Here is a 22,356-nt window from a genome sequence, read left to right on the forward strand (position 1 = left end):
TCTCCCCGGCGCCAATCAAACGCGGGGAGTGTGACATTCCAACTTTGCAGAAACAGGACACTTTAACTTTGCGGCTACATACATTTATCACATAAGATAGCTTATGGAACTTCTATCACTGACCAGCCAAAACCTCGTCAGCCAAGCCCGGATCGCTTGGAGCGGATGATCCGCTCCGCAAGTCAATGACCACAGTGAATCATAATCTCGGCCACTGGATCGGCGGCCAAAATGCATTCGGAATAGATTTACCAGCAGGTAAAACCAGCATCGGCAACGACCGTCGTCGTTGCCTGGATCACCCGCCATCTGGCAAAGATCCAGGTCGTCCTCGGCACAACGAGGCTCGAGCGGGTCGTCGAAGCTGCAGTCGGCCCGGATGTCTCGCTGACCCGCGAGGAATGGTATGGGCTGTTCACATCCGCGGGACACATCCTGCCCTTGCCATCGGCGGCGTCACCCTGCGCACCGCCGAGATCATCTCCGCGTGCCTTTGCACGAGTAGTGAAGGTGCACATGCCGATCACCCACGCCAACTACGACAATCGCAGGGTATAATCTTCTCACACGCTCGCAATCAGACCACCATCGACGCGAATCACCGAGCCAGTCATATAGGAGGCACGGCTGCTCGCCAAAAAGGCGACGACATCAGCGTATTCCTGCGGATCCCCGTATCGGCCGATGGGAATCGAAGCCGTGCTGGCCGCCGAGACCTCTTCGACAGCCCTGCCCTCACGCTTGGCTTTTTGTTCGTCGAGGAAGGTGATGCGTTGCGTCGCGACGCGCCCTGGAAGAACGACGTTGACGGTCACGCCGTCGCGGCCGACTTCGCCTGCCAGCGTCTTCGACCAGCCGAGAAGTGACATGCGCAGCGAATTCGAAAGTCCGAGATTAGAAATCGGAGCCACGACACCGGACGATGTCGAGGTGATGATACGGCCCCATTTCTTTTCGCGCATCTTCTGAAGAACGGCATCGCTGATGGCGATGACCGACAGCACCATGCTATCGAAATACTTGCGCCAGCTCTCGGTGCTCTGACCGGAAACCAGTGTCGGCGGCGGGCCGCCGGTGATGTTGACAAGCACGTCCACCGAACCGAGCTGCTTCTCGATGGCGGCGAGATTGGGCTCGATCATGTCGAGATTGGCGAGGTCCCATTCAAGTGCCATCGCCGAGCCGCCGGCTGCGCGGATGTCGACAACCGTTCTGTCGGCAGCTTCCCTGTTGATGTCGGCAACCGCGACCTTTGCTCCTTCGGTGGCGAGCGTTTTTGCAATCGCCCCGCCAAGTCCCCCGCCAGCCCCCAGTACGAGGGCGGTCTTGCCTTTCAATCCCAGATCCATGGTCTGTTTCCTTTGCGTTGTTGTTGATTGTTCGATGGGAGTCAGGTCAGCCGGCCATCCAGCCGCCGTCGACCATCATGTTGATGCCGGTAATGTAGCTCGCCATGTCGCTGGCGAGGAACAGTGCCGCACCCGCGACGTCGCGCGGTTCGCCAAGTCTTGGCCACGGCGTGCGTCGGCGCGAATAATCAAGCGCGTCCGGATCGTTGGCGACGCCCGGCTTTCCGGTGATGATCTTTCCCGGTGCAATCGCATTGCACAGGATCATATCGGCCGCGTGGTCGACGGCGATCTGCCGAGTCATCTGCACGATCGCTCCCTTGCTGACGCCATAGGGAAAGTCACCCGGGCAGGCCACCATACCGTGCTGCGACGAGATATTGATGATCCGGCCGCGTGCCTCGCCCACCGGCTCCTGCTTCAGGAACTGCGCGGCCGCTCGCTTGCAGCAGTAGAAAAAGCCGGTGACGTTGACCGAGATCACTCGATCCCACTGTTGCGGTGACGTATTGAGGAGATTGGTCGAGGTGTAGATCGCGGCATTGTTGACCATGATGTCGAGCCGCCCGAACTCGTTCACCGTTTGCGAAACCAGCGCATCGACATCTGCCCAGCTGGAGATGTCGGTCTTGATGAACATGCCCTTTCCGCCCTCCGCGATAATGCGGTCAAGCGTGCTATCGCCTCCCTCGATCGGCGCCTCGGAGACATCGGCAATCACCACTGTCGCGCCTTCGTCGGCGTAGCGCAGCGCGATTGCACGGCCGAGACCTGAGCTCGCGCCGGTGACGATCGCAATTTTCCTATCAAGCAGAGGCATAGACGTTCCTTCAAGTAGCGCTGCGGACGACTTGGCCGCGACGGGGAGCAATGAGCACGCCGTCTTTGATGATGCGCTCGCCTCGCAGGAAGACATCGGTCAACCTGCCGGCCATGCGCCTGCCATGAAACGGGGTGTAGGCGGCGCGTGTAGCCTGCTCGGCATCGGTGATGACAGTCGAATGGTTCAAGTCGACGACCAGGATGTCGGCATCGCAACCAACGGCGATCGATCCTTTCGAGCGCCCGAGCCCAAAGCGGTTGGCGGGGTTGTACGCGCACATGCGCACAAGGTCCGGAAGGGCAACAAGCTTCTCCGCCACAAGGTCCAACATCACCGAGAGCAACGTCTGGAGGCCCGGCATCCCACCGGGAATGTCGGCAAAGGATCCATAGGCCGCGGACTTTTCAACCGCGCTGTGCGGCGCGTGATCCGTCGCCATGATTGTGATCAGCCCTTCAAAGACCGCATGACGCAAGGCCTGGACATCGTCGTAACGCCGAAATGGGGGCGATCCCTTGAGCTTGGCGCCGGCCGTCTCGTAGTCGCCAGATGTGAAGAACAGGTTCTGGGGTGTCGTTTCGACGGTGACATCGGCCATGCTTTGAAGGCGGCACCAGGCCTCGACCCCGAGCTTCGAATTGACTTGGCGCACATGCACCCGCGCGCCGGTCTCGGCCGCCGCCAGCACTGCGCGCGCGATACCTCCGGCTTCGGCGATCGGCGGTCTACTTGCCAGAAACGCCGAAATGTCGCCGCCGCGATCACGTCCGGCGCTGCCCTCCAGAATAGATTGGTCGCCGGGGGAAACGCCTATCACCGGGCCGGCCCCTGCCAGCCGGCGCAGCATCTCCGTGACGGCGTCCAGGCTGTCGAAGAGATATTCGGCGGGTACGTCAGCCGTGAATAGTTCAAGAGAAACAGGCGACAGAGCGAGCAGGTCATCCAGGCTGTCGCAGCTCTTCGAAACCACGGCTTGAAACCCGACGTCGACATGGAGGCGCCCCGTCGCGCTTGTCATCTTCTCCGACAGTTGCCGCGCGGTTGCCGTCCAGGGATCGTCCGTCGGCATGTCGAGTATGGTCGTCACGCCACCGAGCGCCGCGGCATGCGTGCCGCTTTCAAAATCTTCCTTCTGCGTCAGTCCGGGTTCTCGCAGATGCGCATGTGCATCGACGAGCCCAGGCAACAGCTGCTTGCCGCCGGCATCGATGAAACTTCGTGCCATCACGGTCTCGCCCGGCGCAAGGAGAGCAGCTACTCGCCCGTCGCGGATGCCGACATCCGCTAGACCCTGACCATCTGCATTGACGACCGTGCCGCCAAGGATCATCGTATCGAACACGTCCGCCCCCGCTTCTCTACCACAGGCCTGCGAGCCGCGGTTCTTCGTGCGTGACAACCTCGATGAGCGCGGCCTGACCGGCAGCGATCCTGTCCAGGGCGCGCAGCAATGCGGGCCGCAGGCTTTTCGGTTCCGTCACGCATTCGCCATGGCCGCCAAGGGCTTCGGCGATCGGCGCGTAATTGCCCGTCACCCGGTTCGCGCCATATTTCGCGGTGGCAATCGGCATGCTTTTGGCATAGCCGCCGAGCACGTTGTTGCGTAGGACGACTGTCAGGACCGGCAGGTTGCAGCGCACGGCGGTTTCGAAGTCGAGTCCGACCATCCCGAAGGCGGACTCGCCCATCAGATTGACGACGGTTGCTTCAGGGCGGGCGAGCTTTGCCCCGATCGCAAAGCCGAGGCCGCTGCCGAGCTGGGTGGTCTTGCCCCAACCGATATAGCTGCCGGGAGTGCTTGCAACGTAGAATGGGCAGAACTGGTCGCGCGGGTTGCCGGCATCATGCGTGACGATCGAATTTCTGGGATCGATTGTCTGCATGATCTCCCAGACGACGCGGTAGGGCGAGATCGGCGTGCTGTCGGATGTCAGCAGCGGCATCCACTTTTCCATGAAGGCCTCGCGAATGGCGGCGATTTCTGCAACTGGTCGGGGGCGTTCGCCGAGCGGCAGATAATCACGGCGGATGAGGTCAATCATCTGCTTGAGGACAGAGGCTGCATCTCCGATCACCCCTTGAGCGATCGCATAGTCCTTGCCAAGATCGGCCTCATCGAGCGTCACTTGCAGGATGATTTTGTCGTCCGGGACTGGCAAGATGTAATAGGAACGCGTCAGGCTGCTGCCGAGGGCGAACACCACATCGGACTTTGCGAGGAAATGGTCGACCGTGGCAGGTCGCGCCCGGCCGGCCGTGCCCAGAGCGAGGGGATGGTCTTCGGGAAAACCGCTCTTGCCATTCGGCGTCGTCATGACCGGAATGTTCAGGAGTTCGGCAAGCTCGACCAGTTCCTGCGAGGCTGATGCCGACAGCACCCCCTGCCCTGCCCAGATGATCGGGTTTTTCGCCTCCAGAAGTGTTTCGACCAGACGGGCCACCTCGCCATCATCAGCCTGGGGCTTGCTGCGGCGTGGGCGTCGGTGATCTGCCGGCAGGGCATCGACCTTTTCGGCCAGAAGATCGACTGGCAGTTCCAGCAACACCGGCGCCGGCCGTCCGTTTCGAACACGCGATATCGCCGCATGCATCAGTTTCGGCAGATCGGCGATACGCGTCGCGGCCTCGCACCATTTGGTGATGTGGGTGAAGTTGCGACGGGCTTCGAAATTCGGAGCCACTGCCTCCGAGCCCCGCGGATAGCCGGTCGGCAGGAATAGCATCGGCACGCCGTCGTTGAAGGCCTGGGCAATGCCGGCAAACGCGCTTTCGGCTCCGGGACCGTATTGGACCGTGACCACGGCAAGTTCCCTGCCGGCAGTCGCGCGGGCATAGCCTTCCGCAATGTTGACGGCGACGCGTTGCGTGCGGGCAATGATAGGGCGAATGTCGAGTTCGGCAGACGCATCGAACAGTTCGCTGGCCGGGAAGCCGATGATCTGCTTGACGCCCTCTTCCTTCAATACGCCGGCGACATATTGCGCGCCGTTCATCGCCTGCATCTGAGCGCTCAGCCTTTCGGCCGGCTTGGCCTGGTTGCCGTCAGCCATGGCGGGAGAAGCCCTCATGGTTGTCCATCCAGTGGCGCGCAATATCCTCACGACGCATGAATGCGGCACCTGGCGTTTTCTTGACGTGCTCAATGACATCACGCAGCCCCGACGCCCGATTAGGCTGGCCCATCCAGCGGGCATGCACGCCGATCGTCAGCATCCGCCCGCCTGTCTCGTCGGCTTCGCCGATCATGTAGTCGATCGCCGAGCGGCAATCTTCGACAAAGTCGCGCGGGTTGCTGTAGCCGGGCGCAATGAGATAGCGGCTGTCGTTCAGCGTCTTCGAATAGGGCACCACGAGAAGCCGCGTGCCCTGGTGATCGAGGAAATAGGGAAGATCGTCGTTGCAAGGGTCGGAATAATAGAGGAAGCCGCCTTCCCTGACGATCAGATCCCGAGTGTTGACGCTTGGAAAGGAACGGCAATTCCAGCCCAGCGGCCGTTTGCCGGTCAATTTCTTGTAAAGAGCGATGGCGTCATGCAGCTGCCGCTCCTCCTCATCGCGAGGCATGCCGGAATATTCGCTCCAGCGCAGGCCATGGCCGAGCAGGTCATGGCCACGAGAATTCATCCATTCGATGACCGCCGGGTTCTTCTCCAGCGCAACCGCGCAGGCAGAGACCGTCACTGGAATATCGTAGCGGTCAAACAGGCGCGCTAGGCGCCAGACGCCGGCGCGGCTGCCGTACTCGAAATGCGTCTCGGTGCCGAGGTCGCGCAGCGGCGGGCTGTTGGGAATATTGTACTCGCCCCAATTATCGTTTCGTCCGTCCTCGAGCCAGGAATATTCGGCGCCCTCCTCGTAGTTCAGCACGAGGTTGATCGCCAGTTTGACGCCACCTGGCCAGGTGATGACCGGTGGGTTCGGGCCATAGCCGACAAAATCGCGCGATTGGTCTTTTGCACCAGCGCTCATCACTTTCCCTCGCTCTGATGTTCGTTTTCGACGATCCAGTCCATGTAGTCGTGGAACGACTGCCTGGCGCTGCGTGGCTGCCAGCCCGTGTCCCGCGCGATGCGGGCGATGTCGTAGGCTCCCCACATGCCGTCCTTCAGTGAAATGTCCTGGATGATGTTGGCGGTTTCCGCCGGGCTCACTTCGACCTGCAGAGAAGGCGCGCGCTCCTTCGCCCAGCCGATGATGTCGCCGATGGTCGAGGTTTCGCCACTGCCGATATTGTAGTGCCGGTAACGGAGGCGTTCTGCGAGAAGCAGCGCGATGACTGCATCAGCCACATCCGTCGAGGTGACATAGTCGCCGACAGGTTCCAGGCTGTTCGGCCGGACGGTCTCCCCGGCAAGCGCCATATGGGCGACTCGGTTTGGCACATGCCGAAAATTGCGGCTGCCGGTGACCCGATCCATCGGTCCATAGACCGATGCAAGCCGGACGGAGGCTGCCGACAGGCCGAAAAGATCGGCGTAGCGGTTGACGACCATCTCAGCTGCAAACTTGGAAATGCCGTACAGCGTCAGTGGTGCAACATAGCCGTCTTCCGGAAGCGGTTCGCCCGTCCAGTCCGGCCCGTGATGACGGTAGACCGATCCCGAGCTGACGAAGACGAGGCGTTGGATGCCGGGACGCTTTCTCAGCCATTCGAGAACATGCACCGTGCCCATGAAATTGACATCGACGATCCTGGCCGGATCTTCGGCCTCTGGCTGACGCTTTGCCTCAGCCGCGCTGCCGCGCGAAATGGGGGTGACGGTGGCGCCATGCACCACGTAGCGGATATCGTGGCTGTCGAGTGTCGCTTCCCATTGAATGGGCTCGGAGATGTCGGCGGTGACCACCGTCAGTCGATCGCGGACCGGCGCAAAATAGCGCTCCGCCATCGCATCAAGGCTGGCGCGATCGAGAATGACGACGCGCGCGTCTGCATCGCGTTCGAGCCATTGCCGTGCAAGGACGCTCATGACGAAGCCGGTTCCACCGGTGACGAGAAGGGTCATTTCAAATCCATCCAAAGATTTTCAACACAGGTATCAGCGCGTCGCGTAGCCGCCGTCGGCCAGGAGATCGGTTCCGGTGACAAACGATGCATCCGACGACAATAGAAAGGCGGTGGCGGCGGCTATTTCCTCCGGCTGCCCGATGCGTCCGAGCAAATGCGCAGGCCCCAACCCGGCATTGGCCGCCTCGAGATCCGGCCACCGTTGCAGCAGCCGCGGAGTGGCGACGGCCCCGGGCGAAAGGCTGTTGACGCGGATGCCATCAGCCGCATGGTCAACCGCCATGGCCTTGGCGAGATGCACGAGACCGGCCTTTGCGGCGCAGTAGGCGACGGCCTTGCCGGTTGCCACATGAGCGAATTGCGATGCAATGAAGACGACCGAGCCGCCGCCACCTTCGATCATGGCCGGAAGCGCATGTTTGCTGGCAAGGAAGGCGCCGGTCAGGATGACATCGATCTCCAGCCGCCATTGCGGCTCGGCAAGGTCGACGACACTCCCATCCATCGAGGGTGCAGCCGCATTGTGCACGAGGCCATCGAGGCGCCCGAAATGTTCAACGCCAGCCTCCACCGCACGCTTGACCGAGCCGCTCTCGGTAACCTCGCATTGAATGCCCAGCGCCTGCCGACCGAGAGATTTTGCAAGCGCGTCGGCTCCATCGAGCGATTGGTCTGCGCAGATGACGAAGGCTTTCTCGTCGATGCAGCGGCGCGCGATCGCCGCGCCGATGCCGCTTGCCGCGCCCGTCAGAAAGATTACCTTGCCTTCAAGGCGTGACATCGGCGTCGTCATGATGCCAGCACCTTCGAAAGTCCCTGCTGCGGCGGGAAAGGCCGCTCTCTGGCGATGAACTGGCCACGGCCCGGTTCCGCCAAGATCTTTCCATCGTCCCAGACGATATCGCCCCGCGAGATCGTCATGACGGGCCAGCCCTTGACCACCTGCCCCTCGTAGGGCGTGTAGTCGGTGGCGTGGTGCAGCAGGGAATTGCTGATCGTCACGCTGCGATCCGGATCCCAGATCGCAATATCGGCGTCTGCCCCGACGGCAATCTGCCCCTTGCGCGGAGCAAGCCCGAAAAGGCGTGCCGGCGCGCCGGACGTCAGGTCGGCGAATTTCTGCAGCGAGATCAGGCCACCATTCACCCCAGCTGAAAACAGCAAAGCAAGTCGCGTCTCGATGCCGGGAATGCCATTGGGAATTCGGTGGAACGGCGTCCCCGGCCCGCCCGCTATCTTATCGGCATAGTGCCACGGCGAATGATCCGAAGAAAAAACCTCCAGCGTTCCGTCCAGGATACCGGCCCAGATTGCAGGCTGGTTCGACTTGTCGCGCGGCGGCGGCGTGCAGACGCATTTGGAGCCGGAGAGATCATGGGTGTCGATATCCTCGGCCGAAAGGAAGAGATATTGCGGGCAGGTTTCGGCGTAGATCGGGAGCCCGCGCGCCTTGGCGCGGCGGATCTCCTCGACGGCGCCGCCCGCAGCGACATGGCTGACGAGGATCGGTGTTTCGATCAGTTCTGAAAGGCTGATCGCCCGGAAGGTCGCTTCACGGTCGCCGATCGCTGAATGCGCCTTCTCATGATAGCGCAGTTCGGTCTTGCGGGCGGCGATGAACTTTTCGGTCAACCAGCGAATGCAGGCGTCGTTTTCGGCGTGAACCATGACCATTGCGCCCTGCGCGCGGGCAAGGTCGAGCACATTCAGCACCTCATAGTCATCGAGCTTCAAACCGTCATAGGTGAGGTAGATCTTGATCGAGGTGCAGCCTTCGGCGATCAGTTGAGGAATTTCGCTGCGCAACACTTCGGCTGAGGGATCGCCGACGATCAGGTGAAAACCATAGTCGATATGCGCTTTCGGACGGGCGCGCTCGTGATAATCCTCGACGATGTCGCGTAGCGACTGGCCACGCATCTGCATGGCGAAAGGCACCACCGTTGTCGTGCCGCCGCACATCGCCGACAGCGTGCCGGTGTTGAAATCGTCCGCTGTCGCCTTCCCTTCCCAGGGCTGCTGATCCATGTGGCAATGGCTGTCGACGCCGCCGGGAAGCACGATACGCCCCTCGGCCGCGACTTCATGTTTCCCCTCGGGCAGATCCGGCCCGAGCGCCGCAACCACGCCGTCGCGAACGCCGATATCTATCTGCCTGGTCGCATCCGGCAGCACCACACGGCCACGACGGATCACGAGGTCATAAGGCTTGGCGGGCGTCATTCGCTTTCTCCCGAAACGAGGCAAGGTTTGGTGGCGCCGATCGGACGGCGAAAGAGATTGAAGCAGGCAGCGACAGCAACCAGGAATGCGCCGCTCCCGAGCAGAAGGAAGAGTGCTTGAGGTGCAAACAGCTCCATCAGCTGGGCGGCGAGCCCAGGTGTCATGATGTTGCCGATCGAATAAAGGAGCAGCAGGCTACCCGATGCCGAGACCATATGGCGGCTGTCGAGCTGTGAGTTAGCGTAAGCGATACCGACCGGATAAATCGTCAGCGCAATTGCGCCATAGGCGAAAAACAGACCGTAGAGAAGCATCTGCGGATAGGTTCCAGGCCAGGCGATTGCTGCGCACAGTCCTGCTCCCGCCAATCCCTGAACGAGAAGTAGAACGCGCCGGTCCATACGATCCGACAACCATCCGACCGGCGCCTGAGCGAGCATGCCGCCCAGGCTGAAGGCGGTTACCAGTGTCACGGCCACCGCCGCGTCAAGGTGCACCCGCTCCGCATAGATCGGCGTCATCGTATAGACATTCATATTCGTCATGCCCGCTTGAAAGACGCAGACGACAGCCACCGGTGCGAGAGCGACGAGCCGCCAGATGCCATACCGATGCCCGGAGTGAGCGTTACCGGCCTCGACCGTTACTGCCAGCGGCAGGCGCAACGTGGGCCAAGGTCCGCCGACAAAGCGGGCGTAGATCAGTCCAAGCAGGATGACACCGAGCACGATCTGAAAGAGATGGGGAGAGTCCGCTCCGGCCGCTTCTACAAGCAATTGCGCAAACAGCGTCGCCAGCGACGTCATCAGCATATAGAGCGAGAAATAGGCTCCGCGGTTCTTCTGGTCGGCATAAAGATTGATCCAGCTTTCGGAAACGACGAACAGCGTTGCGATGGAAAAACCGTTTATCAGACGCAGGCAGAACCAGACCGGAGCGGCTTCCGTCAGCATGTAGCCGCAGGCGCCGAAAGCAGCGAGCAATGCGACGGCCAGAAAAGCCCGCTCATGTCCCAAGCGGACGACCATGACACGAGCTGACAGGCAGCCGGCAAGGAAGCCTATGGGAAACGCCGTCAGCAACAACTGGACGATGTGGGGATCGATTGCGGGGTCACTGAGGTGCAGAGAAACCGTGGTCGTCAGAAGAGAATTGCCAGTCGCGACGATGCAGATGTTCGCCATGACATGCAGGATTGCACGAAGCCCCGCGGCTTTTCGCCAGAAGTCACCAATCCGATCGGGATCGCGCATCATTATGCCTTTTCGGCGGGAGCAAGGACGGAAGGCCGGGCCGCGAGATCTGCCTGATCGATGTGGCAGAGAATCTCATGCGTCTCGGACATCTTGCGCAGCGGCGGCGGAGCTGTGTCGCAGATGCTGCCGAGCTTACGGTGGCACCGCGTTGAAAAACGGCAGCCGGCGGGTACGTTGACCGGGCTCGGTGTTTCGCCGGACAGGCGAATACGCTCGCGCGGCGCTTCATCCGGATGCGGGCTGCGGATCGCTGAGAGAAGTGCTTCGGTATAGGGATGCGCGCCCTCACCGAAGACTTCCTCGACGGTCCCCTGCTCCATGATCTTGCCGAGATACATGACCACGACCTTGTCTGCCACGTGGCGAACCAGCGCCAGGTCGTGGCTGATGAACAACATCGTGGCATGCTTTTCCCGTTGAATATCGAGGAGAAGCGTCACGACTGCGGCCTGCACCGAGACGTCGAGCGCCGAGACCGGTTCGTCGGCGACGATGAGCGAAGGTTCCGCCGCAAAGGCGCGTGCGATGGCGATACGCTGCTTCTGACCGCCCGACAGCTGGTTCGGCTTTCGGTCCGCGACGGCTGGAGACAGACGCACCATTTCCAGGAGCTCGCGGACGCGCTGCTCAATCTCGGCCTTCCCTTTGCGGATACCGAATTTCTTGATCGAACGCCGGATGGAAAAAGCGGCCGAATGCGAGGGATTGAGCGTGCTATCCGGATTTTGAAAGATCATCTGAATCTGTTGCAGCAGCGCGCGTGGACGTTCGCTGGCCTGCAGTTCGGCGATGTTCTCGCCAGCCATGCGGATTTCGCCCGACGTCGCCTTGTCGAGACCCGTGACGAGGCGCGCAAGCGTGGATTTTCCGCAGCCGGACTCGCCGACCAATGCCACGATCTCGGCTGTTGCCGCTTCGAAACTGACCGCTTCGTTCGCCTTGACGGTCTTCCGGCGGCCGACGGGATAGAGACGGTTCACATCGGATAGCGTTATCGCCGTCGATTTTGCAATCATCTGTGTCTCGACCGGAGCAAGCGTGGCTTCTGCTGCCGAAATTTCCGGCCAGCGGACGCAGCGCACCAAATGCTCTTCCGCCGCTGGCTCCAGGGCAAGGTCCGGACGGTCGCAGAGGCCGGAGACGAAACTCGAACAGCGCGGTCCGAAAAGACAGCCCTGCGGCCTTTCCTGCGGTAGCGGGATCGACCCCGGGATGGCAGCGAGCGTGCGGCTGCGCTTATCGCCGGTAATGTCGGGAATGCAGTCGATGAGGCCGCGCGTGTAAGGATGCTTCGGCCGGCGAAACACTTCGCCGGTCGTTCCCTCTTCGACCATCTCGCCGGAATACATGATGCCAAGACGATCGCAGCTCTCTGCGATCAGGCCGAGATTGTGCGAGATGAACAGCAGGCTGGTCGAATAGCGTTGGCGCAATTCGACGATCAGATCGATCACCGCAGCCTCGACGGTCACATCAAGGCCCGTCGTTGGCTCGTCAAGCAGCAACAAGGACGGCTTGGCAAGCAATGCCATGGCGATGACCACGCGCTGCTGCTGGCCGCCGGACAGCTGATGCGGATACCGCCTCATCATGTCGCCGGGGTCCGGCAGGCGAACGTCGGCAAGCATCGCCTCCGCCATCGCCATTGCGTCCTTCTTGCTGGCGCCCATGTGGAGCAGCGGCACTTCTGCCAGTTGCGCGCCAATCGTCTTGACGGGATTAAGCGCGCTCATCGGATCCTGATAGACCATCGCAATCTGCCGCCCACGGATGGAGCGCAATTCCCTTGGGGTGGCATCGACCAGTTGCTTGCCATTGAACCGGATGCTGCCGCCTGCGATCACCCCGGTGGCCCCGAGATAGCCCATGATCGCCATGGCTGTCGTGCTCTTGCCACAGCCCGATTCACCGACGAGACCGTAACTTTCGCCGGGCATGACCTTGAACGAGAGGTCCGGGATCGCAACGACCGTTTCGCTCTTGCCGCGAAACTCGATGCGCAGGTTCTGAATGTCGAGAACGGGTTCACGGTCGATCGATGGCGTGATGGACATGGCCGCTCCTTGAAGATTGGACGCGATGATGTTCATGGCTTCCATGCCTCCCGCATGCCGTCGGCGAGAAGGTTGAAGCCGAGGACCAGGCTGACGAGCGCGGCAGACGGGATCAGCGACATGTGCGGCCAGACATTCAGGACTGTCACGCTCTCCTTGACCATGCCGCCCCAATCGGGGTTCGGGGGCGGCAGGCCGAGGCCGAGAAATCCGAGGATGCCGATGGTGATGATCGTGTAGCCGATGCGCAGGCAGGCATCGACGATCAGCAGGCTGCGGCAGTTCGGCAGCAACTCGACGATCATGATGTAGATCGTGCTTTCCGCACGCAGCTTTGCCGCCGCGACATATTCCTGCTGCTTCAGACCCAGCACCAGGCCGCGCGTTATGCGACCGATACCCGGCGCCGAGGCAATCATGGTTGCAATGACGATATTCAGGACCGACGGTCCGATATTGGCGATCAGGATGACGTAGATAACGAGAACCGGAAAGGCCAGGATGATGTCCGAGAAGCGGCTGATCAGCACATCGACCCAGCCGCCATAATAGCCTGCAATCATCCCCATCGTGATGCCGACGATCATGGCAACCGCCACAGACAGCGGCGCAACGGAAAGCACTGTGCGGGCGCCGAAGATCAACCGTGACAGCATATCACGACCGAGAATATCGGTCCCCAACCAATGGGCAGCGGAAGGATAGGGGTTGCTCATCGCCATGACATCGGAATCCGTCGGCGATGGAAGCGGGAGGATCGGCGCCAGAAGTGCCGCAAGTACCCAGAAGAGAACCAGGCAAAGACCGACGACGGCCGTGTGCGAATGAAAGATGCGCATCCAGTTGGGCCTTGCAGCACGCTTTGGCGGTGCGGCGACTGCTCCGGTGATGTTGTCTTGAATAGCCATGATTTACCTCACCCGGATGCGTGGATCGAGCAGCATGTAGCCAAGGTCGCCAAGCAACTGCGTGATGACGGCGATGGCAACGGTGATCAGCGTGGCGGCCTCGAGCGTTGCGATATCGCCGAACAGACTTGCATCGAGGATCAGGCGCCCGAAGCCCGGATAGGCAAAGACGAGCTCGGTGACGACGACGCCGCTGATCAGGAAGTTGATTTGCAGCAGGAGCACGGTGAACGGCGCGATCATCGCATTCCGCAACGCGTGGCCGAGAACCATGCGGCGCGTGCTCATGCCCTTCAGGATTGCGGTGCGGATATAGGGCCGCTCCATGACGCCGATCATCGAAACGCGGATCATGCGGGCCACATAGCCGAAGTCATAGATGACGAGCACCGCGACGGGCAGGACGAACTGATACGGTACAGCCCAGCCGCCATCGCTGTTGAGCGGGCTGGTGCCTGGCAGGATCGGCCAGAGGATCACGAAAAGCGTCACCAGGAAGACGCCTGACGCAAACTCCGGAATAGACGTGAAGGTGATACAGATGACCGATAGCGTCCGGTCCAGCACCCCACCTTCTTTCAACCCCGAGAGGATGCCAAAAATGATCGACAGCGGGACGATCAGCAGGAACGCCAGCCCGGCGAGGATGGAGGTATTACCGAGACGATCCCAGATGACATCGTTGACGGGCAGCTTGTTCAGGGTGGAGTAGCCGAAGTTACCGAAATACTGGGCGCCGCGCGGATCCTTGAAGTTTAACCCGGTGGTCGGATCCTGAAGCGGATCGGGGATTGCGCCGACGAGCACACCCAGCCAGCGGCCGTAGCGTACCAGGAGCGGATCATTGGCTTTCAGTTTCTGCGACAGCAGGTCCACCTGCTGCTGGGTAGCGAAAGGACCGAGCGACTTGCGCGCCACGCTGCCGGGAGTGAACTCGCAGACGGCGAAGACGAGAAACGAAGCACAGAGCATCGTCACGACCATCATCGCCAAGCGCTTGAGGAGGAAATTCGCCATAGCCGGAGGAAATCCCAATGTCCGGGCCAGCACCCGACCGCGCAAACGCGGCCAGGTGCCAGCCGGGAGGTTACGCCGAGATCGCGTACTGATGCGCGAAGATGTATTGCGAAGGATGGAGCTCGAAGCCCTTGACCTTCTTGTCCATGACGGTCGAGAACACCCGCCAGAAGGGCTGAACGATCGGCCCATCATCCTGCATGATCGCCTCGATTTTCGCCATGACCTTGCTGCGTTCCTTCGGATCGAGGATGCCCTCGGCTTCGGTCAGCAGCTTGTCGAAATCGGCGTTGGAATAATTGGACTCGTTCCAGGCGGCATTCGAACGATAGGCAAGCGACAGTGTCATGATTGCCAGCGGCCGGTGGCCCCACGCGGTCAGGCTGAAGGGAGCCGTCGTCCAGACTTCCCAATATTGGGCGCTGGGCAGGGACTTGATGTTGATCTTGACGCCGATGTCCTTGAACTGTTCGGCGAGGACCTGCGCCGTGTTCAGTTCCCAGATCGGATCGGGACGCGTGACCATGTCGAATTCGAAACCGTCCGGATAGCCTGCATCGCTCAGGAGCTTCTTCGCTTTCTCGATGTCGCGCGGATATTTCGGCAGCGCAGCATATTCGGGATGCGAGGGCGCGACGTGATGATCTTCGGCAGGAACGCCGGCACCCAGAAGCGCGGTCTGGATGACCTTGTCGCGGTCAATCGCATAGCGCATCGCCTGGCGCACACGCTTGTCTTTGAACTGCTCGATATCGGGATGCATACGGGCGACCACCGTCTGGGTCGTCTCGACCTGATACACTGCGACATGCGGGAAACTCTTCATCGCATTGATCTGAACAGCATCGGCCTCGGACAGGCCATCGATCTGCTTGGAGGCCATGGCGGCGATACCGGCACCCGGATTGTCGCCGAGGTCGACATATTCGAAAGTGTCGAGATAGGGACCCGTGCCCCAATAATCCGTGCGAGCCTTGTACTTGGCGCTCTTGCCGACGACGTATTCGGTCAGGATAAAGGGACCGGTGCCGTTTGCATCCGCCCCGAAGGCGCCGTTCTCTTCCGGATCGGTGATGAACATCGGGTAGTGATAAAGGTGCTCGGGCACTGCAATCTGCGGCGAGGAGCAGTTGAGGCGGACGGTGTGATCATCGACCTTCTCGATGGCGTTGTCAGCCCAAAGCTTGCTCGACTTCTTCGGATTGCCCTTTTCGTCCTTTTCGCCTGTTTCGAATTGCTGCACGAGATAGCCGGTGAAAAGGCCAAGCATCGACGAGCCAATTGCAGGATTGCAAACGCGCTTCAGATTCCAAACCACATCATCTGCGGTCAGCGACCTGCCCTTGCGCCATTTGACGTCCCTGCGCAGATGGAGCGTCCACGTCTTCAGGTCGTCGCTGACTTCCCATTTCTCGAGGAGATAGGGATGGGTGATGTTATTGCGGTCAGTGAGGGTAAGATACTCGCAGACCTGGCGGATGACGTTCGACTTCTCGGCGAAGTCGGCCAGATGCGGATCCTTGATCTCCATGCAGCGCATGCCGATCCGCAGGTTTCCGCCTTTCGGCATGTCCTCGGCCTGCGCAATAATGCCGGGCACCGGTACGCCGGCCAGAGAATAGGCGGCTGCAGCAGAAACACCGAGCAATGTCGCCTTACGCAGGAATTCTCGACGGCCGATTGAGCCGCTCGACATCTGTTCGACCAGTGTCGGAATATAGGAATGCTGAGTCTTGTCCACGGTAGTCATCTCCTAGTTAGCGCTTTAACTGTTCCGTCTTCTTGTTGGTTGGACCGGTCGGCGGCGTTCGCCCAAGGCCTCGGTCGCAGAGGACTTTTGTCCTTCACCCATCCGTCTTCATCAAAATTAAAACGGGATGGACCTTTGTGACATGCAGCGACCCGACATCTTTTCTGCGCGGATCGACATTGTTCAGGTGACCGGTATCTCTCGCCGCCTTTCGACCTTTCGGGTGGCAGCAGGGTTTTCGCTAAATCGTATGCGGTAAGAGCGACCGAAGTGGGAGGCGGACTGATAGCCGCAGATTTGGGCAATTTCCCCAATTGCCAGCTCCGTGTAGGTCAGGAGCTCTCTTGCGCGCACCATGCGAAGTTCGATGTAGAAATTGGTGGGGCTTTTGCCAAGATTGGCGTGAAACAGCCGTTCAAGCTGCCGAAGCGAGAGCGCAACGCTGTCGGCAAGGTCGGAAATCTCGACGGGATCCGCAAGACTTGCTTCCATGCGGCGGACCACAAATGCGAGCTTGGCATTCTTGATGCCGAAGCGGTCTTCGGGTGACATCCGCTGGACGTCGTCCTGGCGCCGTATCCGCGCGTGATTGAACTGATCCGAAATCAGTGCGGCCAGCTCCCGGCCTTCGACGGCTGAAATTAGGTAAAGCATCATGTCGAGCGTGACCGTGCCGCCCGAGGAGGTCAGAAAGCGCCCGTCGATGGCGAAAATGTCGTCCGTGGCGAGACAGTTCGGGAACTCGCTGCGAAAGCTTGCAAGCGACTCCCAGTGAACCGCACATCGCCGTCCTTCCAGCAATCGGGCCTTCGCCAGAAAGAACACGGCCGTGCTGACCGCTCCGAGCACGCATCCCTCGGAATAGATGCGCCTTAACCATGCAAACACATTGGCATCATAAGCGTCGGCATAATTGATGCCGGCGCAAAGAATGACGATATCGCAACGCGGTGCCCCACCTATCGGAGCATCGGCGTCGAAGCCCAATCCGCTACTGGATTTCACATGGCCGCCATCTGCCGACAGGATCAGCCACTCGAAGGCCTTTCGCTTTGCCAGGCGGTTACCCTGCCGGAGGGAGTCGAGTGCGGCGGCAAAGGTCATCAGCGGGAATTCAGGGACCAGAAAGAAGCCGATCCGGATTGGCCGGTGGGCCTGCGCCAATTGCTTCAAAGTGTAGGTGTGGTCAGGCATAAAAAAGCTCGATACTTTCTTGGAACCGGACGCGCATGATGACCGACGCTAGCCACCGAGCGTTGGGAAAGGGAGTGGGCACCTTCCAACCAGCGCCCTCGCCCCGTTCAATAACGATTTTCATTGGTCGAACACCCCGCGGCCACTCTGCTACGGTCGGGGGAGCTCGCGATGTGAAGCTGGTTTCAATCGCATTCGCCAATAACAACAAGTTACCGTGCCGGCCACCGAGCAGCAAGCTTCGATGCTGGTGATGCCTGACTGACGGTGACGTCACCGATGTAGTTCGAGATGGTTGTACGGCTCACCACGTCTCGCTGGAATGGGAACTGGGTCAGGATGCGATGCGCTTCGCGGTCGGGGTACTTGCCGGCGAGAACCGTCGAAACGTTTACTCCTTCCTCTCTTGGTCTCTCTGCGACGACTTCGCTTTCGGATGTGAAAGTAATATCGGGTTGTGGCTTCCTCCGCGGAAAGCAGCTCAACTTCTTTCTCACCGAGAGGTCCAAGCCTCAGAAGCAACTCCGCTATAAACTCTCCGCCATCTCAGTTTAGTGGAAGACAATACCGTAAAGATGTGCCATTTGATGCAAAAAACGGCTGTTATTATCCCGTCGATTGTGTTATTTACTAGAAAAAAGCGTCAGGCGCCGGAACTTCTTGTTGCGTGATCTGTTTATTCGCGGATCTGAAGAGCGCGAGATGTCGTGACCCCCTCTTCACAATCCGCTTTCCCTGCATGCGAACTCGGCCCCGCCATCTGGCGGGGCTTTTTTGATGTCCAGGCGCCGTCAGGTTCCAAGCCTCGAAATCTCACGTGCTGGTCTGGCAATGCGTCGACCTTTTCGTTCGGGCGGTGATCCGCGCAGCGACCCGCCTGGCAGCGGCATTTTCGGCAGGCGCCTTCGGCTTGGCGCGAGGCGTAGCAAAAAGTTTGCTGCTCCGTCTGCCCCGCCTCCCCAATGCGGCAGGACGCCTTACTCGATATCTTTCAGCGCATCGAGCGGGCCGATCAGCGCCGTGCGTGGTGGCACGAGTGTCGGCCGCACCAGATGCGTGATTGGCGGGCGGCGGTCCGCATCGAGGATCGCAAACCCCTTTGTAATCATCGTTTCGCTGTCCTGCCGGATCATGAAGACGGGGAAAGGCAGGAAAGAGCCGAAGGGATCGTAGTCATAGCAGCCGACGATGATATCGGCGAAGGTCTCGTGCGGATGCAGGGCGAGGAAGCGCATCAGCCCTTCGAGGTTGATCGAGGAATTGACGAAGAATGCACGCGGCAGCTTTCCGTGGCCTTCGTAGAAGGCTTCGAAGGCACGCGCCGTCATGGCCGGGGAATAGCCCGTCGGCTGGATGCAGATGTCCGGATCCGCGCCCAGCAATGCGCGCTTTACGTCGCGGAAACCGCGAATTCGCTCATGGCTGGCATGGTCGTTGCGGCCGCCGAACAGGTACAGATCGTCAGGTGAAAGCGGTCCATCCTCCTGCGCGTGTTCGATGATCGCCTGTGTCAGCATGCGCGCACCTTCATGATTGTCGCTGATGACCGACGGCGCCAGTGTACCGGGCAGATCGATGTTGACGTGCTTCAGTCCTGCCTTTTCGCAGACCCTGTGCACGCCATCCGGATCGGTTGCGCCAGCGATGAAAAGCTCGTCGATCGAATAGGAGATCAGTGTCTCGACGACCTTGCGCTCCTCTTCCGGATCGCGACAGGCACTGACGACGAGAGGGCACTGGCCGCGGCTTCTGACCTGTGCTTCGAAAGACTGCGCCATGGAGGAGAAATAGCGGTTGTCGTGCACCGGCAGCAGAAGACCAACAAGACCTGAGCGGGACGAACGCAGGCCACGGGCCTGCAGGTTTGCCGTATAGCCGTGCTCGTTTGCCAGGTTCTGAATGAGTTGCGCCGTCGCCTCCTTGATACGCCGCTTCCGCCAGCTCCCGTTCAGCACGGCGCTCACGGTCGAAGGCGACGCACCCGATAGCATCGAGAGATCGTAGATCGTCGCCTTCTTCTTGCCGATGTCGGTCATATCTCGCCTTTCCTTTGTCGCTTCCCTTAGAAACAAACCCCTCTTGACGAAAGCCCTACCTTGATCGATAGTCATTGCACCATCGATTGTGCAAAAAAGAAAGATCGATTGTGCAAAGATGGTTCGCCGGAGGAGGCGGGATGGGAGGCAAGGGTATTCCCTCGCCAAGAAGCAACCTGGAACAACCTGCCGCAAACCGGCCGGTGGTCGTCGTTCGTATGAGCGACCTTTGAGGAGGAGTGAGGATGAGGAGCCTTATCGTAGCGGCATTTGCCGCATCGCTGTCGCTTGCCGGGGCGGTGGTCGCGTTTGCGCAGGACGCGCCGAAGGTCGGCATTGTCGTCAAGATCGGCGGCATTCCCTGGTTCAACGCGATGGAAGCCGGCATCAAGGAACAGGGCCAGAAATTAGGCGTCGATGCCTTCATGATTGGCCCGACCAGCGCCGACCCGGCGCTACAGGTGCGCGCCATCGAGGATCTGATTGCCCAAGGCGTCAAAGTCATTGGTGTGGTTCCGAACGATGCCAAGGTGCTCGAGCCCGTGCTCACCAAGGCGCAAGCCGCCGGCATCAAGGTCATTACGCATGAATCACCCTCGCAGAAGGGCGCCGACTGGAATTTCGAACTCGCATCGGCCACCGGCTTCGGTGAAGCGCATGGCAAGCTGCTCGCCGAGAAAATGGGTGGCAAGGGCGAATATGCCGTCTTCGTCGGCTCGCTGACCGTGCCGCTCCACAACGCCTGGGCGGATGCCGCAATCGCCTATATCAAGGCAAATTACCCGGACATGAAGCTCGTCGGCGAGCGCTACGGCGTGGCGGAGGACGTCGACAAGAGCCGCTCGACGGCGCTCGATCTCATTGCCGCGCATCCGGATCTGAGCGGCTTCCTCGCCTTCGGCAGCCAGGGTCCGATCGGCGCTGGGCGCGCCATCGAGGAACGCCGCAAGACGGGCAAAATCTTCGTGCTCGGCCCGTTCTCGCCCGGCCAGGGCCAGAAGCTGATCAAGTCCGATGCGATATCGGGCGGCTTCATGTGGAATCCGAAGCAGGCCGGCGAAGTCTTCGTCACACTCGCCGATCGCCTGATCAAGGGCGAGAGCGTCAAGGAAGGTGATGACATTCCGGGTCTCGGCGTGATCAAGCCTGTTGGTAACGACATCATCGTCGATCAACTGCTGCCGATCAACAAGGATACGGTCGACGACCTGGCCGCAATGGGCCTCTGAAGAGGCCCCCTCCCCGGGTGTCGGGCTGGTCCATGTCGACCGGCCCGGCGTTCGGGAAAGAGAGCGGTATCCGGCGATGGCCGGACCATTGATCTTTCATGGCATTCGACTGGACAGGCAACCGGCATGAGCACGGCAACGGATGATGGTGTGAAGGCCCAGCCGCTTCTTTCGCTTCGCGGCATCGACATGACATTCGGCGGTGTGAAGGCGCTCAAAAACGTCTCCTTCGAAGTCTTGCCCGGCGAAGTACATTGTCTGGCCGGCGAGAATGGATCCGGCAAGAGCACGTTGATCAAGGTGATATCAGGCGTCTATCGGCCTGCAGACGGCGCCGAGATCGTCTTCGACGGTGAGACGATATCCCACATGACGCCTGCCATGGCCCAGTCCCGCGGCATCCAGATCATCTGGCAGGACCTCGCGCTCTTTCCGGAAATGAGCGTGGCTGAGAATATCGCCTTCCAGACCCTTTCCGGTTCGCGCCCGCGCTTCGTCAATTATGCCGCGATCCGCGGAATAGCCGAGGAAGCGCTCGCCCGGCTCGGCATCACCCTCGACGTCGACAGACCCCTCAAGGACTTCGCCATCGCCCAGCGCCAGATCGTCGCCATTGCCCGCGCGCTGGTCGGAGAGGCCCGGGTCGTCTTCATGGACGAGCCGACCGCATCCCTCACCCAGTCGGAGACCGATCATCTGCTGGCGATCGTGCGCACGCTGTCGGCCTCGGGCGTTGCCGTGGTTTTCGTCAGCCATCGTCTTGCGGAAGTGCTGGACATCTCCTCTCGCATCACCGTGCTGCGCGATGGCGCGCTTATCGGGGTCTATCCGGTGGAGGGCATGACCCAGTCTAAGATCACCGAGCTGATGACCGGACGCACCTTCGACCAGAACGTTCGCGCCCGCGACGTATCGCAGAACCCGGTCCTGCTCTCCGTCAGCAAGCTTTCCCGGCGCGGCGAGTTCGAGGATATCTCCTTCGATCTGCGCCGTGGGGAGACGCTCGGGATCACCGGCCTGCTCGGCTCCGGGCGCACCGAACTTGCGCTGACGCTGTTCGGCATGCGCCGGCCCGCCGCCGGAACGATCGTGCTGGAGGGAAAGCCGGTGCGCTTTGCCTCCAACCGCGAGGCGATCACATCAGGCGTCGCTTATCTCTCCGAAGACCGCCTTTCGCTTGGTCTCAACCAACCGCAATCCATCGCCGACAATCTGGTCATGGCTTCGCTCAACCGTATCCTGAGTGGCCGGCTCATTTCGCCGGAAAAGAAGCGCTCGCTGGTCGCGCGCTGGATCGCCGATCTCGGCATCAGGATCGGCAAGCAGGACGATGCGATCTCGACGCTTTCGGGCGGCAACCAGCAGCGCGTCGCGATCGCCAAATGGCTCGCCACCGATCCAAAAGTGTTGATCCTCGATGCGCCCACGGTCGGCGTCGATGTCGGCGCGCGCGCCGGCATCTTCGAAATCGTTGCCCGCCTCGCCGAGGCGGGGCTTGCGATCATCCTC

The 22,356-nt window shown here is 60.7% G+C and carries 18 protein-coding genes; 2 read left to right on the forward strand and 16 right to left on the reverse strand.

From position 1 onward, the window contains the following. Positions 1–248 precede the first annotated feature (248 nt). From HX899_RS16125 to HX899_RS16200, 16 genes are all read right to left on the reverse strand, one after another. Positions 249–518 carry a hypothetical protein gene (locus HX899_RS16125; protein WP_180195465.1) on the reverse strand — a complete coding sequence of 90 codons (270 nt, stop codon included), beginning with the start codon at positions 516–518 and terminating at the stop codon, positions 249–251. A gap of 45 nt (positions 519–563) precedes the next feature. Next, complete coding sequence (locus tag HX899_RS16130) at positions 564–1,349, reverse strand: SDR family oxidoreductase (RefSeq protein ID WP_138388916.1); 786 nt, start codon at positions 1,347–1,349, stop codon at positions 564–566. Positions 1,350–1,395: 46 nt separating this feature from the next. Beyond that, positions 1,396–2,169 carry an SDR family NAD(P)-dependent oxidoreductase gene (locus HX899_RS16135; RefSeq protein ID WP_138388917.1) on the reverse strand — a complete coding sequence of 258 codons (774 nt, stop codon included), beginning with the start codon at positions 2,167–2,169 and terminating at the stop codon, positions 1,396–1,398. A gap of 10 nt (positions 2,170–2,179) precedes the next feature. Continuing rightward, positions 2,180–3,514 (reverse strand): dihydroorotase family protein, encoded by a 1,335-nt coding sequence (locus tag HX899_RS16140; protein ID WP_181292823.1) that lies wholly within the window; start codon positions 3,512–3,514, stop codon positions 2,180–2,182. A 16-nt stretch (positions 3,515–3,530) separates the two neighbouring features. Further along, complete coding sequence (locus HX899_RS16145; RefSeq protein WP_246697119.1) at positions 3,531–5,240, reverse strand: thiamine pyrophosphate-requiring protein; 1,710 nt, start codon at positions 5,238–5,240, stop codon at positions 3,531–3,533. Further along, the gene (locus tag HX899_RS16150; protein ID WP_181292824.1) at positions 5,215–6,141 is read right to left on the reverse strand and encodes an allantoinase PuuE; all 927 of its coding nucleotides are present in this window, start codon (positions 6,139–6,141) and stop codon (positions 5,215–5,217) included. Before HX899_RS16150 ends, HX899_RS16145 begins: the two co-directional genes overlap by 26 nt. After that, entirely contained in the window at positions 6,141–7,178 is a 1,038-nt protein-coding gene (locus HX899_RS16155) for an NAD(P)-dependent oxidoreductase (RefSeq protein WP_171598117.1), read from the reverse strand. Before HX899_RS16155 ends, HX899_RS16150 begins: the two co-directional genes overlap by 1 nt. 33 nt (positions 7,179–7,211) lie before the next feature. Beyond that, entirely contained in the window at positions 7,212–7,973 is a 762-nt protein-coding gene (locus tag HX899_RS16160; protein ID WP_171598118.1) for an SDR family NAD(P)-dependent oxidoreductase, read from the reverse strand. Continuing rightward, complete coding sequence (gene hydA, locus HX899_RS16165) at positions 7,970–9,403, reverse strand: dihydropyrimidinase (protein WP_181292825.1); 1,434 nt, start codon at positions 9,401–9,403, stop codon at positions 7,970–7,972. Before hydA ends, HX899_RS16160 begins: the two co-directional genes overlap by 4 nt. Continuing rightward, positions 9,400–10,659 (reverse strand): MFS transporter, encoded by a 1,260-nt coding sequence (locus tag HX899_RS16170; RefSeq protein ID WP_181292826.1) that lies wholly within the window; start codon positions 10,657–10,659, stop codon positions 9,400–9,402. The genes hydA and HX899_RS16170 overlap by 4 nt, the downstream gene beginning before the upstream one ends. Continuing rightward, positions 10,659–12,749: an ABC transporter ATP-binding protein gene (locus tag HX899_RS16175; protein WP_181292827.1), complete on the reverse strand. Its 2,091-nt coding sequence runs from the start codon at positions 12,747–12,749 to the stop codon at positions 10,659–10,661. Before HX899_RS16175 ends, HX899_RS16170 begins: the two co-directional genes overlap by 1 nt. Beyond that, a complete protein-coding gene (locus tag HX899_RS16180) occupies positions 12,746–13,621 on the reverse strand; it encodes an ABC transporter permease (RefSeq protein ID WP_180195456.1) in 876 nt (291 codons plus the stop codon). Before HX899_RS16180 ends, HX899_RS16175 begins: the two co-directional genes overlap by 4 nt. 3 nt (positions 13,622–13,624) lie before the next feature. Next, complete coding sequence (locus HX899_RS16185) at positions 13,625–14,638, reverse strand: ABC transporter permease (RefSeq protein ID WP_181292828.1); 1,014 nt, start codon at positions 14,636–14,638, stop codon at positions 13,625–13,627. A gap of 70 nt (positions 14,639–14,708) precedes the next feature. After that, positions 14,709–16,388 carry an ABC transporter substrate-binding protein gene (locus HX899_RS16190; protein WP_210273778.1) on the reverse strand — a complete coding sequence of 560 codons (1,680 nt, stop codon included), beginning with the start codon at positions 16,386–16,388 and terminating at the stop codon, positions 14,709–14,711. Between the two features lie 183 nt (positions 16,389–16,571). Continuing rightward, a complete protein-coding gene (locus tag HX899_RS16195) occupies positions 16,572–17,582 on the reverse strand; it encodes a GlxA family transcriptional regulator (protein ID WP_181292830.1) in 1,011 nt (336 codons plus the stop codon). Positions 17,583–18,559: 977 nt separating this feature from the next. Continuing rightward, positions 18,560–19,618 carry a LacI family DNA-binding transcriptional regulator gene (locus HX899_RS16200; RefSeq protein WP_181292831.1) on the reverse strand — a complete coding sequence of 353 codons (1,059 nt, stop codon included), beginning with the start codon at positions 19,616–19,618 and terminating at the stop codon, positions 18,560–18,562. Between the two features lie 245 nt (positions 19,619–19,863). On the opposite strand from HX899_RS16200, the gene HX899_RS16205 reads away from it, so the two are divergent. Together HX899_RS16205 and HX899_RS16210 are read left to right on the forward strand one after the other, a co-directional pair. Continuing rightward, entirely contained in the window at positions 19,864–20,847 is a 984-nt protein-coding gene (locus HX899_RS16205) for an autoinducer 2 ABC transporter substrate-binding protein (RefSeq protein ID WP_180195452.1), read from the forward strand. A 126-nt stretch (positions 20,848–20,973) separates the two neighbouring features. Then, positions 20,974–22,356, forward strand: a 1,383-nt coding sequence (locus HX899_RS16210; RefSeq protein ID WP_246697121.1) for a sugar ABC transporter ATP-binding protein, incomplete at its 3' end; no start/stop codon positions are given.

Origin of the sequence: Rhizobium sp. WYCCWR 11146, from assembly GCF_013591995.1 — a bacterium.
Taxonomy (GTDB): domain Bacteria; phylum Pseudomonadota; class Alphaproteobacteria; order Rhizobiales; family Rhizobiaceae; genus Rhizobium; species Rhizobium indicum.

What these genes read in the sequence shown, in the direction of transcription:
- HX899_RS16195 (WP_181292830.1), bottom strand. Translation starts at nt 17,582, where the DNA reads ATGCCTGACCACACCTACACTTTGAAGCAATTGGCGCAGGCCCACCGG.
- HX899_RS16190 (WP_210273778.1), bottom strand. Translation starts at nt 16,388, where the DNA reads ATGACTACCGTGGACAAGACTCAGCATTCCTATATTCCGACACTGGTC.
- HX899_RS16170 (WP_181292826.1), bottom strand. Translation starts at nt 10,659, where the DNA reads ATGATGCGCGATCCCGATCGGATTGGTGACTTCTGGCGAAAAGCCGCG.
- HX899_RS16175 (WP_181292827.1), bottom strand. Translation starts at nt 12,749, where the DNA reads ATGAACATCATCGCGTCCAATCTTCAAGGAGCGGCCATGTCCATCACG.
- hydA (WP_181292825.1), bottom strand. Translation starts at nt 9,403, where the DNA reads ATGACGCCCGCCAAGCCTTATGACCTCGTGATCCGTCGTGGCCGTGTG.
- HX899_RS16125 (WP_180195465.1), bottom strand. Translation starts at nt 518, where the DNA reads ATGTGCACCTTCACTACTCGTGCAAAGGCACGCGGAGATGATCTCGGC.
- HX899_RS16130 (WP_138388916.1), bottom strand. Translation starts at nt 1,349, where the DNA reads ATGGATCTGGGATTGAAAGGCAAGACCGCCCTCGTACTGGGGGCTGGC.
- HX899_RS16155 (WP_171598117.1), bottom strand. Translation starts at nt 7,178, where the DNA reads ATGACCCTTCTCGTCACCGGTGGAACCGGCTTCGTCATGAGCGTCCTT.
- HX899_RS16135 (WP_138388917.1), bottom strand. Translation starts at nt 2,169, where the DNA reads ATGCCTCTGCTTGATAGGAAAATTGCGATCGTCACCGGCGCGAGCTCA.
- HX899_RS16205 (WP_180195452.1), top strand. Translation starts at nt 19,864, where the DNA reads ATGAGGAGCCTTATCGTAGCGGCATTTGCCGCATCGCTGTCGCTTGCC.
- HX899_RS16200 (WP_181292831.1), bottom strand. Translation starts at nt 19,618, where the DNA reads ATGACCGACATCGGCAAGAAGAAGGCGACGATCTACGATCTCTCGATG.
- HX899_RS16160 (WP_171598118.1), bottom strand. Translation starts at nt 7,973, where the DNA reads ATGACGACGCCGATGTCACGCCTTGAAGGCAAGGTAATCTTTCTGACG.
- HX899_RS16145 (WP_246697119.1), bottom strand. Translation starts at nt 5,240, where the DNA reads ATGAGGGCTTCTCCCGCCATGGCTGACGGCAACCAGGCCAAGCCGGCC.
- HX899_RS16180 (WP_180195456.1), bottom strand. Translation starts at nt 13,621, where the DNA reads ATGGCTATTCAAGACAACATCACCGGAGCAGTCGCCGCACCGCCAAAG.
- HX899_RS16185 (WP_181292828.1), bottom strand. Translation starts at nt 14,638, where the DNA reads ATGGCGAATTTCCTCCTCAAGCGCTTGGCGATGATGGTCGTGACGATG.
- HX899_RS16150 (WP_181292824.1), bottom strand. Translation starts at nt 6,141, where the DNA reads ATGAGCGCTGGTGCAAAAGACCAATCGCGCGATTTTGTCGGCTATGGC.